15 protein-coding genes and 1 tRNA gene are annotated in these 18,070 nt (G+C 40.8%); 3 read left to right on the top strand and 13 right to left on the bottom strand.

Translation table 11 applies throughout. The features are described 5' to 3' along the window. Positions 1 to 57: 57 nt before the first annotated feature. Together G610_RS21250 and G610_RS0115405 are read right to left on the bottom strand one after the other, a co-directional pair. Positions 58 to 1,953 (bottom strand): alpha-amylase family glycosyl hydrolase, encoded by a 1,896-nt coding sequence (locus tag G610_RS21250; RefSeq protein WP_035797761.1) that lies wholly within the window; start codon positions 1,951 to 1,953, stop codon positions 58 to 60. Positions 1,954 to 2,447: 494 nt separating this feature from the next. Continuing rightward, a complete protein-coding gene (locus G610_RS0115405; protein ID WP_155831049.1) occupies positions 2,448 to 2,714 on the bottom strand; it encodes a hypothetical protein in 267 nt (88 codons plus the stop codon). A gap of 336 nt (positions 2,715 to 3,050) precedes the next feature. Between G610_RS0115405 and amrA the strand changes: the two genes are divergently transcribed. After that, complete coding sequence (gene amrA, locus G610_RS0115410) at positions 3,051 to 4,601, top strand: AmmeMemoRadiSam system protein A (RefSeq protein WP_026525479.1); 1,551 nt, start codon at positions 3,051 to 3,053, stop codon at positions 4,599 to 4,601. A 99-nt stretch (positions 4,602 to 4,700) separates the two neighbouring features. Next, positions 4,701 to 5,645, top strand: a complete 945-nt coding sequence (locus G610_RS0115415; RefSeq protein WP_026525480.1) for a radical SAM protein — start codon at positions 4,701 to 4,703, stop codon at positions 5,643 to 5,645. Between the two features lie 167 nt (positions 5,646 to 5,812). Here G610_RS0115415 and G610_RS0115425 read toward each other — a convergent pair whose 3' ends face one another. From G610_RS0115425 to G610_RS0115490, 10 genes are all read right to left on the bottom strand, one after another. After that, entirely contained in the window at positions 5,813 to 6,655 is an 843-nt protein-coding gene (locus tag G610_RS0115425; RefSeq protein WP_026525481.1) for a metal ABC transporter permease, read from the bottom strand. Next, complete coding sequence (locus tag G610_RS23350) at positions 6,648 to 6,887, bottom strand: hypothetical protein (RefSeq protein WP_026525482.1); 240 nt, start codon at positions 6,885 to 6,887, stop codon at positions 6,648 to 6,650. The genes G610_RS0115425 and G610_RS23350 overlap by 8 nt, the downstream gene beginning before the upstream one ends. A gap of 273 nt (positions 6,888 to 7,160) precedes the next feature. Beyond that, entirely contained in the window at positions 7,161 to 8,120 is a 960-nt protein-coding gene (gene ftsZ, locus G610_RS21255) for a cell division protein FtsZ (protein WP_051198050.1), read from the bottom strand. A gap of 533 nt (positions 8,121 to 8,653) precedes the next feature. Next, complete coding sequence (locus tag G610_RS0115455; protein WP_242829667.1) at positions 8,654 to 9,295, bottom strand: 3'-5' exonuclease; 642 nt, start codon at positions 9,293 to 9,295, stop codon at positions 8,654 to 8,656. A gap of 45 nt (positions 9,296 to 9,340) precedes the next feature. Next, positions 9,341 to 10,330: a helix-turn-helix transcriptional regulator gene (locus G610_RS0115460; protein WP_026525485.1), complete on the bottom strand. Its 990-nt coding sequence runs from the start codon at positions 10,328 to 10,330 to the stop codon at positions 9,341 to 9,343. A gap of 21 nt (positions 10,331 to 10,351) precedes the next feature. Beyond that, a complete protein-coding gene (locus G610_RS22390) occupies positions 10,352 to 11,728 on the bottom strand; it encodes a hypothetical protein (RefSeq protein ID WP_051198051.1) in 1,377 nt (458 codons plus the stop codon). Positions 11,729 to 11,793: 65 nt separating this feature from the next. Continuing rightward, complete coding sequence (locus G610_RS0115470) at positions 11,794 to 13,062, bottom strand: AAA family ATPase (RefSeq protein ID WP_026525486.1); 1,269 nt, start codon at positions 13,060 to 13,062, stop codon at positions 11,794 to 11,796. Between the two features lie 330 nt (positions 13,063 to 13,392). Further along, entirely contained in the window at positions 13,393 to 14,721 is a 1,329-nt protein-coding gene (locus G610_RS0115475; RefSeq protein WP_026525487.1) for an IS30 family transposase, read from the bottom strand. Between the two features lie 412 nt (positions 14,722 to 15,133). After that, entirely contained in the window at positions 15,134 to 15,898 is a 765-nt protein-coding gene (locus G610_RS0115485; RefSeq protein WP_026525488.1) for a YdcF family protein, read from the bottom strand. Further along, positions 15,899 to 16,423, bottom strand: a complete 525-nt coding sequence (locus G610_RS0115490) for a hypothetical protein (protein ID WP_026525489.1) — start codon at positions 16,421 to 16,423, stop codon at positions 15,899 to 15,901. It abuts the gene before it with no gap. 234 nt (positions 16,424 to 16,657) lie between these two features. Between G610_RS0115490 and G610_RS22395 the strand changes: the two genes are divergently transcribed. Then, positions 16,658 to 17,938 carry a sensor domain-containing diguanylate cyclase gene (locus G610_RS22395; protein ID WP_026525490.1) on the top strand — a complete coding sequence of 427 codons (1,281 nt, stop codon included), beginning with the start codon at positions 16,658 to 16,660 and terminating at the stop codon, positions 17,936 to 17,938. 50 nt (positions 17,939 to 17,988) lie between these two features. Here the strand turns inward: G610_RS22395 and G610_RS23200 are convergent. Beyond that, a tRNA-Trp gene (locus G610_RS23200) sits at positions 17,989 to 18,060 on the bottom strand. Positions 18,061 to 18,070 lie beyond the last annotated feature (10 nt).

An 18,070-nucleotide genomic window follows, 5' to 3' on the forward strand; every position in this document is an offset into this window, starting at 1 on the left:
TATTTACATGTTTGGTGTGCCAAATACATATCGGTATATAGATAACGACATGTGAAATTACCTGACCGTTATAATTGCAATCCCGTGAGCCGGAAGTGTTAAGTTATCTCCTTCTAAAGCGGCTGTTTCCTCTCCTGTAAGTAAGAGGCCTGAAAGAGTCCTGAACCCGTCTGTTCTCTCATCTAAAGAGAGGTCTTCTGTCACCGTCTCATTTGAATTATTCAATGCGATTAGTATTTTATCATCAGCTTCCTTCATGCATACACCAAAATCATCAGTGGAAAGCTTATCGAGTATTGTTATTTGACCGCGGGCGATTTCAGGGAACATATTCCTTAGTCTGACTGCATTTCTATAGTAGTTATAGATAGAATAGGGATCTTTTTCCTGATCTTCTAAACTGCCGTTAGTCATCTCGATTTTTTCCATATCAGAAGGTCCCTTGCACATTCCATCTGCTGTCTGGTCCATAGTCCACTGCATAGGAGCTCGCTTATTCTCATCTTTTCCTGAGCCCTTCATACCAATCTCTTCGCCGTAGTAGATAAAGGCATTACCATTCATCATGAGGTTCAGAGCACCGGCAAGCTTAATCGAATCCGATGCGCCTTTTCCCACATAGTAGCCTGCACTTCTGGCCATATCGTGATTTGTATAGAAAGGTGCGTTGACGTAGGTCTCACTTATTCCTGAATAGAGCTCATCTTCTTTTACAAGCTCTTCAAAGAATTTGGCGGGAGCCATCTTGCCCTTGGCGCATTTCACAATCTTGCCTTCGCTTCCTGAGAAATCAAAGTCAAAGAGTGAATCAATTCCGCTTCCATAATACTGGGAATACTCAGAGGAGTTGGCCCAGGCTTCGCCTACTATGTAAGCATCAGGATTCTCAGCATAAACAGCGTCACAGAATACTTTGAGCTCGTCTGTGCTTTTACCTGTGTTATCTGTGGTATAAGAAGTAACCGCATCCATTCTGAAGCCATCGCAGCCAAGGTCAAGCCAGAACTTAGCGATATCAGCAAATTCCTTCTGAACAGCTTCGTTATCAAGATTAAGATCAGGCATTTCTGACCAGAACCTGGATTCATAGAACCATTCTGTTCCGCTTACCCTTGTATAACCGGTCTGCTCTTCTTTGGAGAAATTGTAGTAGTCATAGTAAGGACACTGTGCAGAATCAGGCTCAGCTCCCTCCGGCAGGTCCTTCAGATAAGCTACTGCCTCTTTAAACCAGGGATGCTGGGATGAAGTGTGATTCATAACCATGTCGTTGATGACTTTTATTCCGCGGCTGTGGGCTTCCTCGAGGAGTTTTTTGTAGTCGTCGATCGTGCCATACTGTGGGTCGATATCACAGTAATCTGTCACGTCATATTTATGATAAGTAGGTGATGGACAAACCGGCATCAGCCAGATCATGTTGCATCCAAGGTCTGTATCTGTTGCATCATCTCCGTCATTCACATAGTCCAGCTTGTCTATTACCCCCTGAATATCCCCAATACCATCACCATCGCTGTCATAGAAAGAGTATACGAAGATCTCATAGGTGGTACGGTATTTGTCATCTATTACGTTGAGGGGGTGCTGGGAGTTTATCTCATCCATTTGGGAAATGGCTGCTGCCCGGTCCGGTTCTGATGCCTTCCGGCTATCTATTGCCTGTTCTGACGTCTCAGTTGTCTCCTGACTATCAGCTTCGGTTGTTTCCTGACTGTCAGCTTTGGTTGCCTCCTGATTGTCAGCTTCGGCTATTTCCTGACTGTCAGCTTCGGTTGTCTCCTGATTGTCAGCTTCAGTTGTCTCCTGATTTTCCGGTGCTGCCTGGTCTGCTTCTGTTGCTACTGACTTATCTGTATTATCAGGTCCACTTTTCCCTGCGCAACCTGTAGCTGTTGCTATTATTAAAGCCATTGCGGCTGCCCCTGCCGCAAATTGATTTTTCCTGAACATTTCCATATCCTCCTTTTGTTCCCTGCCTTACTTACGGGGATAGATAGTGTTTCTCTGCTCCATCCACGTTATCTAAGCCATTTTTCCGCTCTTTCCTACGGGGATGAATAGCGTTTTTCTGTTCCATCCCCGTTATCTAAGCCATTTTTTCGCTCTTTCCTACGGGGATGAATAGTGTTTCCCTATTTCATCCACGTTATCTAAACCATTTTTCCGCTCTTTCCTACGGGGATGAATAGCGTTTTTCTGTTCCATCCACGTTATCTAAGCCATTTTTCCGCTCTTTCCTACGGGGATAAATAGTGTTTCCATATTTCATCCACGTAATCTGGTCCACATTTTCTGCTTCTCTTACGGGGACAAATAGCATTTACCACTTCATCCACGTAATACATCCTAAATGCAGTTGACAATTATCCAATTGTAATAAAACTGAACAGTTCTCGCGCAGAGAAATTTCCTATTTTCCTCAAAATAGAGGCGCGGAATTCCCTTTAATACTCTCCTGAACCGTTTTCAAGCAGAGAAATTGCTTGTTTTTCCCAAAATAGTGGCGTGAAAACCCTTTTGAGCAATCTCATTACCTGTGTCTGCGCAGAGAAATCTACTATTTTTCTCAAAATAGTGGCGCAGCCACCTCTTGCCCTCTCTGGTACCAAACGTACCGAATTCGTCATACCCGATGCGCTGGTCAGTTCGCATATTCTTTCCTTGGTGATTATTCTAATTATTTCGAACTTTCCATTTAAAAATATTATCACACATTAACCTCAATACATAGCAAAAAACGTTTTCCATAAAACACTATCGCAGAAAACACCCGTACAAATCAGGGATAGAGCAAGCTCCATCAACCATATATCCCACAACTGTCTAGTACACATTAGAATTGTCCACTCACTTTTGCTCCTTACTATGGAGCGCGGAATAATATATAATAGAAAGCAAAATATCATTTATCAATAACCATGCACTACTCGTTAATAGCCACGAACTATTCAACAATAACCACGCACTACTCGTTGATAGCCACGAACTATTCAACAATAACCATGCACAATTCGTTAGATTCATAAATATTATGGGGGAAAATAATTATGCCAATTCTAGGTGCTTTCATGGTTCCACATCCACCAATCATGCTTCCTGAAGTCGGAAACGGCGAGGAGAAAAAAATAAGTGCTACAACTGCTGCATATGAAAAAGTAGCTGACGAAATCGCTGAGCTTAAGCCTGAGACAATCATCATCTCAAGCCCGCACAGCGTGATGTATGCTGACTATTTTCATATTTCACCCGGTGAGTCTGCTTACGGAGATATGTCCAGATTCCAGGCAGGGGAAGTATCTTTTGATGCAGAATATGACACTGAGCTTGTGGATGCGATATGCAGAATAGCTGAGGATGGCGGTCCTGATGCACTAAGCCATAATAGATCAGCTGAGGATGGCGATCCTGATGTGACAGGGCAAAACGCTACCAATGCAGATGATGAAAATGGCAATGCTTCGTCAAAATCAAAAAGAGAAGGTCACGGTGGCACTGCGCCATCTGAATTCCCGGCAGGCACCATGGGCGAGCGCGATCCGAATCTCGATCACGGAACCCTGATTCCTCTATATTATATTTGCAAAAAATACCAGGATTTTAAAATCATAAGAATCGGTCTCTCCGGTCTGCCACTGGCTCTCCACTATCAGATGGGTCAGATCATTCAGCAGGCAATAAAGGAAACCGGAAGAAAAGTTGTCTATATCGCAAGCGGCGATCTGTCCCACAAAATGAAAGAAGACGGCCCTTACGGCTTTGCTAAGGAAGGTCCTGAATATGATGAGCGAATCATGGATGTTTGCGGAAGCGGCGACTTTAAAAAGCTCTTTGAATTCGATGATGATTTCTGCTCAAAGGCTGCTGAGTGCGGCCACCGCTCCTTTGTGATGATGGCAGGGGCTCTGGATGGTCTGTCTGTAAAAGCAGAAAAGCTCTCGCATGAAGCAACCTTCGGTGTTGGTTATGGAATATGCCGCTTTGAAGTTGGCGGCCTTGATGAGAGCAGACACTTCCTGGATATATGGAGAAAAGAAAAGCTTGAAGAACTTCAAAAAAGACAGGCAACCTCTGACCCTTATGTTAAGCTTGCCCGCTACTCTCTAGAGAGCTATGTAACTGGTGGTAAGACAATTCACAAAAAAGACCTCACAGGTGATGAATGGAAGGATCTCCCTGATGAGCTTTTTAATACCAAAGCAGGAGCCTTTGTTTCTATTCATAAAAACGGAGCTCTGCGTGGATGTATCGGAACTATAAGTGCGACCTGCGACTGTGTCGCTGAGGAAATTCTCCAAAATGCCATAAGTGCAGGTACAGCTGATCCAAGATTCAACATGATAACCGCCGATGAGCTTCCCTGGCTTGAGATAAATGTAGATGTAATGGGCATTCCTGAACCAATCTCATCCACCGACCTTTTGGATGTAAAAAAATACGGCGTTATCGTTACCAGCGGAACAAAGCGGGGTCTTCTCCTTCCCAATCTTGACGGCGTTGACAGCGTAAATCAGCAGATTAACATAGCTTGTCAAAAAGCAGGAATTCCCGCAGGAGAAGAAATCTATCTGGAGCGTTTTGAAGTTGTAAGACATATTTGATTATTGAAAAATCTATCTTGAACGCTTCGAGGATGTACATCGCCTCTGATAAATCCGATTTTTTTTAATGTACAATCGATATTATTACAAGGAGCTGCCATGCCGGTTTGTGAAGTATGTCATCATCACTGCAATCTAAATGAAGGAAATCTTGGGCTGTGCCGTGCAAGGATTTGCAAGGAGGGCGAAATTGTGTGCGCCAATTATGGCTATATCACTTCTATTGCTCTTGATCCAATAGAGAAAAAGCCCCTGAACAGATTCCATCCCGGCTCCAATATCATGTCAGTTGGAAGCTATGGCTGCAACCTTCGCTGCCCATTTTGCCAGAATCACAGCATCTCTTATGGGTATGAGATGACATCTCCGGTGAATAGAATTCTTGATGGTGAAGATAAAAACTCAAGTTCAAATGATGCAGACAAGCACATAAGCGAAAACAGCGAGAATTTTATTCCCCGCCCCGACATTCCCTTACGATATGGCACGCCTTCTGAGCTTGTTTCCCTTGCGCTCTCCTGTACAGACTCAGGGAATATCGGCATTGCTTTTACCTATAATGAGCCACTTGTGGGCTATGAATTTGTGAGAGATACTGCGAAGCTTGCCCACGAATCCGGGCTTTTGAACGTCCTCGTGTCCAACGGCGATGCATCACAAACGGTATGCGATGAACTGCTGCCTCATATCGATGCCATGAACATTGACCTCAAGGGCTTTACAGATGATTACTATGAAAAAATATTAAAGGGTAACAGGCAGATGGTTATGGACTTCATAGAGATGTCCGCACCTGCATGTCACCTTGAACTTACAACTCTTATTGTGCCTAGTTTTAACGATACTGATGAAGAAATCGATAAGCTCTCATCCTGGATCAGCGAACTTAACTCAGGAAAAGGAGTAGAGATTCCTCTCCATATCAGCAGATTTTTCCCGCGCTTTAATCTGACTGACAGAGATGCCACGGATGTTGACCTGATCTACCATCTCGCTGATGTCGCCGGAAAAAATCTGAAGTATGTCTATACAGGAAATTGTTGAGATATTCTCTGAGACTTCTCAAAGCGCGCCAGCATTTGTGGCAGAAGGCAGTTTTACATCACTCCCGCAGGCGCAGACATAGATCAGCCCTGTCACCAGAAACATCCCCAAAAATCTTTTTAGTCTAAACTTCTTCATGCCGCTGCCTCCCTTCAATTTGCCTACAATCATGCCACAGCTCCTCTAAATTTACCTGCCATCATGGAACAGAAAAATGCCAAAACATCGATAGCTACAATGGTTGAACCAACAGGAGTGCCAGCGAGGATTGAAATCATAATTCCCACAAATGCGCATACCACAGAGATAATTGCAGAGCAAATCGTCACTTTGAAAAAACTCCGGTAAATGCTCATGGCTGATAAGGCAGGAAAGATTACCAGTGCTGATATCAAAAGCGATCCCACAAGGTTCATGGCAAGCACAATGATAACCGCGATCATAACAGCGATCACCGTATTATATTTTCCTGCGGCCGTTCCGGTAGCTGTTGCAAAACTCTCATCAAAGGTCACGGCAAAAATCTTGTTGTATAAAAGAACAAAAGCTCCAATCACAACGACAGACAAAACAGCGCAGACCACAACTTCGCCAAGTGTCAGAGTGAGTATCGATGTGGAGCCAAAAAGTGTGCTGCACACATCTCCCGTCAGATTCGATGATGTGGAAAAAATGTTCATAAGAAGATAGCCAAAAGCCAGTGCTCCCACAGAAATCATGGCAATAGCGGCATCACCCTTAATCTTTGCATTCTGCCCGGTTCGTAAAAGAAGCACAGCGCAGACTACTGTCACAGGTAAAATCAGCGCCATCTGGTTCGCCATCTTAAGTACGCTGGCTATAGCCATGGCCCCGAATGCCACATGGGATAAGCCGTCCCCAATATATGAAAATCTTTTTAGCACCAGCGTCACCCCAAGGAGAGATGATGACAGCGCAATCAGTATTCCCACGATAATCGCATATCTCACAAAGGGATATTGCAGATAAAAGAAAATCTTATCAAGCATAGCTTTTCACCTCTCTAAATGCTGGTTCTGTCTGACTAAGCCCTGTTCCCAGCTCAATTCCGGAAGCAGGAAAACCTTTATCACTCTTTAAATACTCAGCCTTAGTTCCAAAGAAAACTTCTTTCCCGATATGCAGAATATGAGTCGAGTACTCCAGTGCTGCACCTATGTCATGGGATATCATTATAACTGTGATTCCTGAGTCATTTAGTTCTTTTATTGTTTCGTACATCTGCTGTGTCACCACAGGGTCAAGGCCCGCCACCGGCTCATCAAGAAGCAGCAGCTTTTTGGTGGCACATAAAGCTCTTGCAATCTACATCTGTATTGTCCATAAAACTAGCGAACTTTTCTTGTACCACCGTCACGTCATCAATGCCTCTAAAATATAGCTTCAATATATTTGCCATTTGAATATTGCTATCAAGAATGAATATCTTCATATAGTTCAAACCATATATGATTTAACAATAAATCTGCGTTCTCTGTAACAAAAAACTGCGTTTTACTTAACCTCTGCAATACCTGTAGCTATGATTGTCACACTGCATACATTCTGAATAGAATCGTCATATCTATAACCAAAAATAAGGTTTACGTCATCACCCGTCTTTTGCATAACATAATTAGCCGCATCTGCAACATCCCAAAGTGATATATCACCTGTAATACTAAATATTAGGTCCGTAGCTCCGTCTATACTTGTTTCGAGAAGCGGACTGCTTATTGCCATTTGAGTCGCCTCAATAGCCTTACCCTCTCCATGAGCAGTACCAGTCCCCATATGTCCCACACCTTTGTCAGTCATAATCGTCTTTAGATCAGCAAAGTCATGATTTATATCAGCCGTAACACTGATAAGGTCAGTTATTCCCTGGACTGTTTGTCTAAGCACTTCATCTGCTTTTTTCAGAGCATCTGGGAAAGACGTTCTTTTTTCCACTATTTTTAGCAGTTTATCATTAGGGATAACTATGAGAGTATCTACGTTCTTTTTAAGTTCATCTATGCCCGTAATGGCATTTTTCCCTCTGATTTTACCTTCGAATGAAAATGGCTTAGTTACAATTCCTATGGTAAGTATTCCCATACTTTTAGCGATTTCAGCAACAACAGGTGCGGCCCCTGTTCCAGTTCCGCCTCCCATACCGCATGTGACAATAACCATATCAGCACCCTTTAGGGCATCTTTTATTTCCCGTGCATTTTCTTTTGCTGCCTCCCGCCCCACGTCGGGTAACGCACCGGCTCCAAGACCCTTCGTTAAATTCTTTCCGATTTGGACCTGCGGAGTTTTCAAACAATGCAAAGCCTTAATATCAGTATTTATTCCCAATAATTCTATATCCTGGACTTTGTCGTCTATCATTCTGGTAACTGCGTTATTTCCAGCCCCGCCTACACCTACTACGATAATCCTAGCTTTCACTTTTTTCTTATCCGTTATCTGTATTGCAAAATCCATTTCCATCACCTCATTTACTTAATCTTCATGATTTTTTCTTGTTTTTAATGATATCAAAGGCAATGTGCATTATTTTGTACACAAAATCAAATATCATTTACTTAAAAAATAAGAAATCCGCGAGGGAAAAATGATTGTTACAAAGATTAATTCTATAGTTGAAGTTCATGGAAAAGCTGCATCAGATCCTTACCAGCCTATTTACGTAGTAAAAAATTAACTAGGTTTATTAGGAATAGAAGATTCTAGCGGAGCAGCACTGCTTAAAAACGAGTATGATTCTATAGCGCCACTTGGTAGTGGTATGTGGATGATAAGTAAAAAAGACAAATGGGGACTTGTTGTATTAGGGGATGAAGATCTTATTACAGCCAGAGAAAACCTTTTTCTATATCAAGTAAACCAGCTTAGTAGAGAGCTTGATATGTCTGGCCAAAGCCTATACTTTTTTGCCTATGATGATACTATTAGAGCATATAAATCGTACATTTCTTTGCACAAAATAAAAAGCCGCTAGTATTTTTGCGGCTTTTTCAAGCATTCTCAGTATATCTGCATTCCGGATACCCACTACATCCCCAAAATTCTCCATACTTACCGTTACGATGCTGAAGTATATTCCCACATTTAGGGCATCTCTTAACGGCCTCCATCTTCTGAGGAAGTATCTCTCCCATTCTTTCATACACTGCCTGATTCATCCTGCAGTCATTCAATGCTCTATGGGCGCCTTCCGTTGATATACCATAGAACATAGCTATATCTGCCAGAGCATGATGTGACAGCTCTGGCAAACACAACCTCGCCATCTTTAAAGTATCAACATAATCGTTACTCGGAATTCTTCCAAAATAACTATCGCAGTCACGATAAATGAACTTAAGATCAAAAGCGTGGATATTATGTCCTACCAGCACCATGTCGCCAATGAATTCCAAAAAATCCGGCAATACTTTCTCAAAGACAGGTTCATCCTTAACCATTTCATTTGTAATTCCATTTACACGTGTCGCATAATATGGAATTGGACATTCCGGATTGACCAGCGTTGTAAACTCATCGGTCATCTGGTTATCTATCACTTTTATAGCAGAAATCTCCACTACCTTATCTTTATTACAGGAAATACCCGTAGTTTCTAGATCAAACACTACATAATCCCGCACATATTCCATTGTATGATGCCCCTTATTGGTCCCAAGCATCCTGAATCTACCTTTCTATTTTTTTCTGTAATTTTCTGCCATTATGCTAATATCTTTCTGTAATTGCTCTCTCAGCGATTCTGGCTTTATAATCTCAGCATATGGTCCATATTGAAGTGCCCAGAACCGTAATGCCTCTGCATTGCATCTTACTCTAACTATAATGAATTCATCAGACTTTTTCACCATACTGAAGTCTATTCCAAACCAGTCAACCAATTCAGACATCATATCAGGCGATGCCTTTATTTCTGCTGAAACGCTCTCTCCACTGAACATATATAGATGTTCCGCCATATGCTTAGGAAGATTAAGCCCTTTTTCAAGTTCTGGAACTTGACTCATTGGCTTGATTCTCTCATCCAGTATCCTCACATCAGTCATTTTATCTATCCTGAAATGAGCAACATTATCATATTTATCATAATTAGCAATGAGATAAAACCTTCCATTATTTGCAACAATCTGATATGGGTTTACTTTATATGGATCCTCTCTTTTGGGATGTAACTTAAAATCTGTTCCCACCTCATTATATGTAAACTCTATTTTTTTCTTCGCGGAAATTGCGTCATTTATGGCATCAAGTGAATACATTGCCTGTTTATTCACTGTACGATTCAATTCCGGAAGATTGCTAACATGCGAAACCTTGGCATTAAAATAGTTGCTCGCAAGATTTCGAATCTTATCTATCAGCCCCTTTGCCTGTTTTGTTGAGATAGATTTTGAGAAAAGAACGCTATCAATTAGTATGCGCAACTCAGACTCATCAAATTCCCTCTCAATAAGACGGTATCCTTTCTCCATTGAGATTTCATATCCCATCTCCTTAAGGGACATAATGTTATTCTTAACGGAACGGCGGTCGCAATCCATACCATAGTTCTTCTCAAGAAGCTTTATGATATCTTGCTGTGTAAGGGCATGCTCTTCATCGGAATACTTCCTTAATATCTCAAGTATGAGCATATTCAGCATTTTTTTATTGCCAGTTGCGTACATATTTTACCTCTTAGAAAATATCTATACGTCCATAATATATTTCTTTTCCAATGCTTTAATAAGCGTCTCTGCCTGTAATTTATCCAAAAATGGTGTTTTTATTGTTGATGCCCAATAAAAATTCTTATCTAATGCCACTTTTATCTCAGAGGGGCTCAAAGCTTTTAAACTCTCTATGTCACCAGAAAATGATTTGGGTATAATCATTTCCACATTGTGATAACGTTCATCATTAACATCTGTCGGAGTATCAGAAGAAATCCTACCTATGGCAATTATTCCTCTCCCCTTTGAATAGAATAATGCATAGTCTCCTTTTGAAAAACTGCTTATATACCTTTTCGCATCCCCATATGCTGAAATTTTACTTTGTGAAAGCATTTCATACTCATTTGTATCAGAGTACGATTGATTAGTATCAAGCATTATACCCTTGCACTCTGCTTGAGGCAGTTTTGCATTTTCTACGTCAGTTAAAAACTTGACCCAGTATAATACGTTCTCCGGAATTATATGTGACTTATCCGGATCAATAGCAAACTGGAATATTGTTGAGGAATCAACTGATATAATATTTAAGTATTTCCCATCATTTATAATCTTCCCTTCTGTTGTTAACAGATATATTTCTCCTTTTAAATTACAGTAATCATCTGCATTTAAATCTACATTTCCTTTTTTTACCTGAATATATATATGTTTTCGACTTGTATCAGAAGGATCTACAAGAACACATTCGTACTTCGGAGTTGCTATTTTATTAGTTGAAGGGATGCATACATACCCCTTCGTATCATAAAGCCAAAGTGCAAGCAAATCCTCAACATCCTCAGGCTGAAGTAATGAGTAAAAGTATTCCTCTGTTAATGACAAATCCGGGTTGGGATACCTAAAAGGATCTCCTGATTTAGAATAAAGCTTATTTAATAGTAATTGGCTATATGCTTCTACTCCGGATTTTTTTATCCTCTGTAATGTTGATCCCATAATAAAAGCTGTTGACACCGCACCTGGGACAGATTCCTCATCTGCCATATCTGTAGCTTCATACCAGTCTATGTTAATCCGCTGGTTAGCAGCATCTATATCAATCGCATTTTGATTAAATATCCATTTACTATCAGCTTTAACACGCCCTAAATAGTATTTTCCCTCGTTACTAGAGCGCATCCAAATGATATCATTCTCCTTCACTTCATAATAAAATCTTTCAACACTTGAATAATTCTTATATATTGCCTCCGCGAGCTTGTCATAATCATCAAAAGTTTTTATTGAAATTCTATCATTCTCCGGAATATCATCTAAGCTCCAACCCATTGCCGCCACATGATTTTTTAAACAATAGTCAGCTATATTAGCACCGCCAGTATTTACCTGCAATCTCCATACTGTCATAGTTGTCACCTCCATAGTAGAACATCCCTGTTACTCATGGATAAATTATATTATGTCTCATAATTTTATTTCCCATATTTGCGATTATTTAAGAGTAATTTTATATCTCTATATGTCAGAGTTTTCTTCGCCAATAACCCTTTTGTAAGCTCATCTAGGAGGTCTCTATTATCAGCAATTATCTCTTTTGCTCGTTGATAATATCTAGACATCTCTTGTGATATATTCCTATCCCTCTTTACTTGCTGATATTCTGACGGCCTATTTATTTCCGTAGTATCAAAACCGTAAGCGCATAATCCATCAACAAATTCAGAAACAAGAATACCTGCTTCATATATATCATTTTTACATCCCATATCAACTGTGCCAAAGACCATCTCAGTCGCAGCCTTGCCTCCCAGTTTTCTGATAACTTCATGTTCCTGCGCTTTTTTAGAAATCTTATAGTCTTCTGGCCTTCGTATCACAGTAACTCCTTCATTATCACCAGAATAGTGGCAAACTGATACCAAGCTTACTGATCCTGGATCCAACACCTCTGAAATAACAGCGTGTCCAGCTTCATGAACTGCAATATGCTTTAAATATTTCTTATCGTTCGTATCCACAGATTCAGGAGCATCAAATATCATTCTCATGCAAGCCTTTATAATATCTTTCTGTTCAACTTTTTCTCTCTTATCAAATCCAGCATAAATACCAGCCTCGTTAATCACAGCCTCTAATTCCGCACAAGAATGACCTTCCATAAGTCTTACTATCTCATCAACATCAACATCTCTTATCAACTGTTTCTGACTAAGGAAGTACCCTATAATTTTCTTTGCATCTTCACCCTCTGGACATTTCATTTCAATTACTTTGTCAAAACGCCCTGCTCTGATAAGTGAATCAGGCATGCAATATCTATCATTTACTGTTGCAAGCACAAAAACATCATATCCTTTACATTCATCAATACATGCTTGTACAGCCACATATTCTTCTGCATCTCTATGGTTCAAGTCTTCGTTAGCGAACTTATCCATATCATCTAAGAAAACTATCGCTCGTGGTTCTTTTTTTGCTTTATCGAATGTATTACGAATTTCGTTTACAAAATCTCCATCCGGTTTATCCTTCCTTATAATAAAAGATTCACATCCGCTCTCCTCAATAAAGCTTTTTGCCATCATTGTCTTCCCAATACCCGGATCTCCATATAAAAGAATTCCTCTTGGCATGGAAACTCCAAGTTTCTTATATCTGTCCAAGTCCCTTAAAACATCACAAAACCTGATTAGTTCAACTTTAATATCTGCGTAGCCAATAATTTTATCAAATGCACTCATTCTTTACCTCCACCTTTGTAAACAGTCACTTTAAAATTCACATGACTCATTTCTTTATTGTTACCTTGGTCTCCTACAGCTCCTTGAGTGAAAAACTAAAACCCAACTGAAATATCGCCCAATTACATAAAGTCATTTTTAGAGCCAAATAACATACTTTTTTGGGGTGTTCCAAACTAAAAAAAGTGTTATAATTCCATCATCCGAATGCAGCATGTAATTATATAAGCACGGCAAACAGACGACTCGGTACTTCTTATGCAGAAGTAAACACGACCCGTCTTTTACATAGCTATTAGGTCGATTACTATCTGCATTCAAAATCTGGTTTTACCTGTTAATTGTAAACAGGTCAGGCATCAAATGGACTTCATCTGGCGGGATGAGGTCCATTTTTAATAAATTAAACAATGCCCACATATCTTCATCTTCTTCGTTTATCAATTCATACGGGGATTTGTTTCCTAATCCTGGTCTTCGTGTGCTATTTATATGATTCATGAGCAATGTCATATCTTCCTGCGTATACGGATTAAGGCTCTTCCCTCTTGGGATCACATACCGGATAAACTCATGGTTTTTCTCAATATGCGGTTTCTGCCATGATGCCATCGGATCACAATAAAATACATCTGTCCTTCTTAAGAGGTCTTCTGTTAATTCCAGATCTCCCGGTCTCTTGAATTCACTTCCGTTATCTGTAAGTATCACAGGAAACAATCTCATAAAACGTTCAAGACCAAGTCCCCTTTCAAGGAAATCAAATACTCTCTTTACAGACTCTGCTTTTCCATCAGGCATAAGAAACATAAGCATGATGGAATTATCCTGAAAGATCATGGTCAAAAGCCTCTTTCCACGTTCCCTGACACCTTTAACTGTATCCATCTCTACCACACTTAATCCGGAGTATTGCATAAAGGATTCATAATCTTCGTATGTTCGGCCTTCTCGATATGCCTGATCCGCAAAACCTTTTGCATAACCTTTTGCATTTTTCCTTCGTTGCTTATAGCTTGTTTTCCTGCGGAGATCTATGTTCCTTATTGTCAGTTCCCCTGCATCTATATAGTTATACAGACTTCTAAGTGACATGGGCATTTCTGCTTCATGTTCAGCATAAATATGTGTTAATGGCTGTCCTTTTTTTACAAGTCTTGTTACCAGTTCATCTACAAATGCCTTCTGCTCATCTGTCAATCTGATTCCCTGACGACTCTCTGATCGTCTACGACTAACAGCTGCATCAGCATAAGGTGCTGAATAAACATACTTATCTTTTATGCATAGCTTTCTGTTTTTGCAGGTGTTGCATACATATGGAGGCTTATCCGGTTTATGACAAGCAACTGATATATACCGCTCACATACCTTTGTACAATCAACACCTCTACAAAACTTGCATTTATAGTTACAGGCTCCTTTAGAGACTCCGCAAAGATTTGTGTCCTTGCATTGTCTTACAAACTTGCAATCCTTGCCAGCAAAGTAGGTCCCTTTTATATAAGTTCTGTTTTCAAGCACCTCATGTGCGACAGTTGAAGGATGTCTGCCTATTGTTCTGGCAATCCTTTTGAATGATTCCCCTCGACATAGTCCTGTTTCAATAGCAACCCTATCTGTCAGATCCATCTGACCATTTCTACTGTAATAATTCATATCTGCTCCTATCCGCAGATAATAATCGACTTATGAAATATATCAGAGGCCATTGCAACAGTAAACTAGACTTTTTTGGCGATTTTCAGTTGTCAAAGTACAGGTTTAATTTTTCAATCTAGGGTCTCCTACAGCTATACAATACCTGGCTTGATGTTCATTTTTTTGTACATAAAAAAGGCTCCAGCAATTTCTGCCAGAACCTTTGCTTGCGTTATCTTAATGCTTTGTTCCTTAGTGAATTAAGAATAGAAAGTGAAAACTGCTTATTGAAAACACCTGCAATTATGTCCTCAATATCGTCCTCATTCTGAGCCACTTTTTCAAGAATGGTATCCACTCTTCATCAATACAAATCGGCAGCCCATAGGGACTGCCGATAATAATACATTTACGCCGCTATATTCATCAATTATCGAAAGACAAAATCTCTAATAATTCCAAAGCACTCCCTGACCATGTTGTTAGGAATATACTGGGGCTGCATGTAGGCTGCGATGCCGCAAACATCTGCATCTGTGAGCTTTCTTGCAATGTGGACTCCCCTGAAAACATGGAAACCGTTGGTTACGATGCCGATTTTTAAACCACTTATATTATCTTCACCAATAATCGCAAATGCATTTTCTATGTTCTGCCCGGTGGTCGTGGAATCCGTTTCAGCTATAATCCTACTCTCATCTACTCCAAGAGAAATCAGGTAATCTTTTCCTCCCTGACCCTCGGAAATGCTCTCGTTACTGCCCTTGGCCCCTGTGGTGATGCAGATGGTTCCGGGATTCTCCTCAAGATACTCCGCTGCCTTCTGAAGTCTGTATCTGTAGATTACGCTTGGGCCATGGTCACGCATCTGGGCTCCAAGAACCACTATGTAATCCAGATTTTCCTCACCCTTATCGAAAAAATGAGACAATATGGCAGCTTCGCAGATGATAAACACAGAGAGCGATACGCCAAGCACCGCATAAACAATATATCTAAGGAGTGCCGGAACTCTGCTCCATCTGTTTTTCCCTGCAAAGAAATAGCAGGCAGCAAAAAACGCCGCGCCTGCTACCCAGATGCTGAAAGAAAATGTTCCGCTGTGAACAAGAAAAACCATGACGGAATAAAGCAGACACAGCGCTGATAACATTGCCCATACAATGCGAATCTTTGGTTCAAAGAGGGACTTCATTTATTTGCCCTCCAAATCCGCAACTCTTACGGGCTCGCCGTTTAGAAGGATATATCCCGGCGGAAGCTTGGATGCATCGGTCATGGAAGTATAGTGCCCCTCACTGTGAACATGGGGCATTGAACCTGAAGTATTGAAAATGGACTTGCGATTAAAAGTATCATAAGTCCCTGATTCTCTATGATCATGAGGCATTGCGCCGGAATCATTCCTGGCAGATTTCCTGTTGAAGGTATCGTAGGAACCGGATGCCCTGTGTGAGTGCGGCATTGAAGAAGACTCCCGTCTTCCCGTCTGCGCATAACCGCTTCCCTTAATCTGTCTGCTGCCCTGTGAAGCACTGCCACTCTGCATCGATCTACTTGCCTGGGCTGCTCTTGCGGCCTGCTCCTGTACATTTCGTGAAATCTCAGAAACGCTTTTCCCCCCAAGAGGACCGCCCTTCTGATTAAGCTTCTTCTTCGCTGTTTTACCAAACGCCAGCAATATAAATAACCATATGACTAAGCCAATAAGTTCTTCCATACATCCTCCTGATATATCTGGTTACGCCCCATCTAACGCCCGGGCCGTAATATAAATCGGGCCTTACAATTCTTACATAAACTATACCTAATTATAAGCCATATTCCCTTTAAAATGGCGTAAAATATTAAATTTTTAAGAACAGTTCTTCCATAATCTTGCGCGCACATAGTGATTATTAGATAATGATTATATATTGTTTCTACCGTATGCGATTTAATTGAGGAATAAAGCATGGATAGATACACATTCGATGAAAAAACTCAGACAGCCTACGAGCGGTTGCAGAATTCTATAGCGATTTTCCAGTTTCTGGATGATGGCATTGTTCCCATTGTAATATCTGACGGATATTGTGAAATGTTCGGCTTTAAAAATCAGGAGGAGGCTTATGCTGACCTTAACAAGGACATTTTCATAAATGTTCATCCGGAGGATGCCGCAAAAATCCTTGAAGAATCCAAGCTTGCTGCCAAGACTAATGGAAAATACGAGATTCTGTATCGTGCTTCCGTAAATAATAAACCGGGTCACAAGTTTATCCGTGCTGCAGGAAAATATGTGTATTTGGAGAATGATGTAACCCTGATACACGTATGCTACATGGATGAAGGTGCCGAGGCCAGCCAGAAAATCACTGATCTTCAGGATTCTGTAACCTGGCTTCTAAATAATATGCCCGCCATGTCTTTTTCAAAGGATATAAATACAGGAAAATATCTTGCCTGCAATCAGGCTTTTGCCAATTATGCCCATAAAGAGACACCCGCAGGAGTTGTCGGGCTTACGGATTTTGAGATTTTTGATTCTGATACTGCCAGCCATTTTGTGGAGGATGATCAAAAGGCTTTTAAGATGGATAAGCCTTACATTTTCTATGAGGATGTCCCGGATGCGGCAGGCAATCAGCGAAGGTTCCAGACCACAAAGCTGAAATTCATTGATGAAACAGGAAGAGAGTGTCTCCTTGGTCTTTGCCAGGATGTTACGGATGCCATGATCATCAAGCAGGAATATGCCGAAAAGCTTGCCAAAGAGCACACCAATGCCAATATTGACGCTCTTACAGGTATAAAAAACAGAAGTGCATACCTTGAAGTAGAAAAAGGAATGAACCTGCTGATCAGTGACCACAAGCAAAATGACTTTGCAATTACAATATTTGATGTGAACGACCTGAAAAAAGTCAACGACACTTTAGGGCACAAAGCCGGTGATGAATATATCTGCAGCGCCTGCAAGATAATCTGTGACATATTTAAGCACAGCCCTGTTTTCCGTATTGGCGGCGATGAATTTGTAGCAATATCCGATAATGATGACTATGAGCACATCGATGAGCTTATTGATATTTTCGAAGAAAGGAATTTCAATTCACAGCAATCAGGAGATATTGTAATAGCCTGCGGTATGGAAAAATTCGACAAAGGAAACGACGAAAACGTAGTGTCAGTATTTAACAGAGCTGATGATAAAATGTATGCCCAGAAAAAGAAGCTTAAAGGCGAACAGTAATTTAAACAACAAAAACCTCTTAGCCATTTCGGTTAAGAGGTTTTCTTTAGCAGAGGAAGAGGGATTCGAACCCCCATGAACGGTTTTGGAGACCGCAATACTAGCCGTTGTATGATTCCTCTACATGAGACA

It is taken from the genome of Butyrivibrio sp. MB2005 (genome assembly GCF_000424285.1).
GTDB lineage: Bacteria > Bacillota > Clostridia > Lachnospirales > Lachnospiraceae > Butyrivibrio.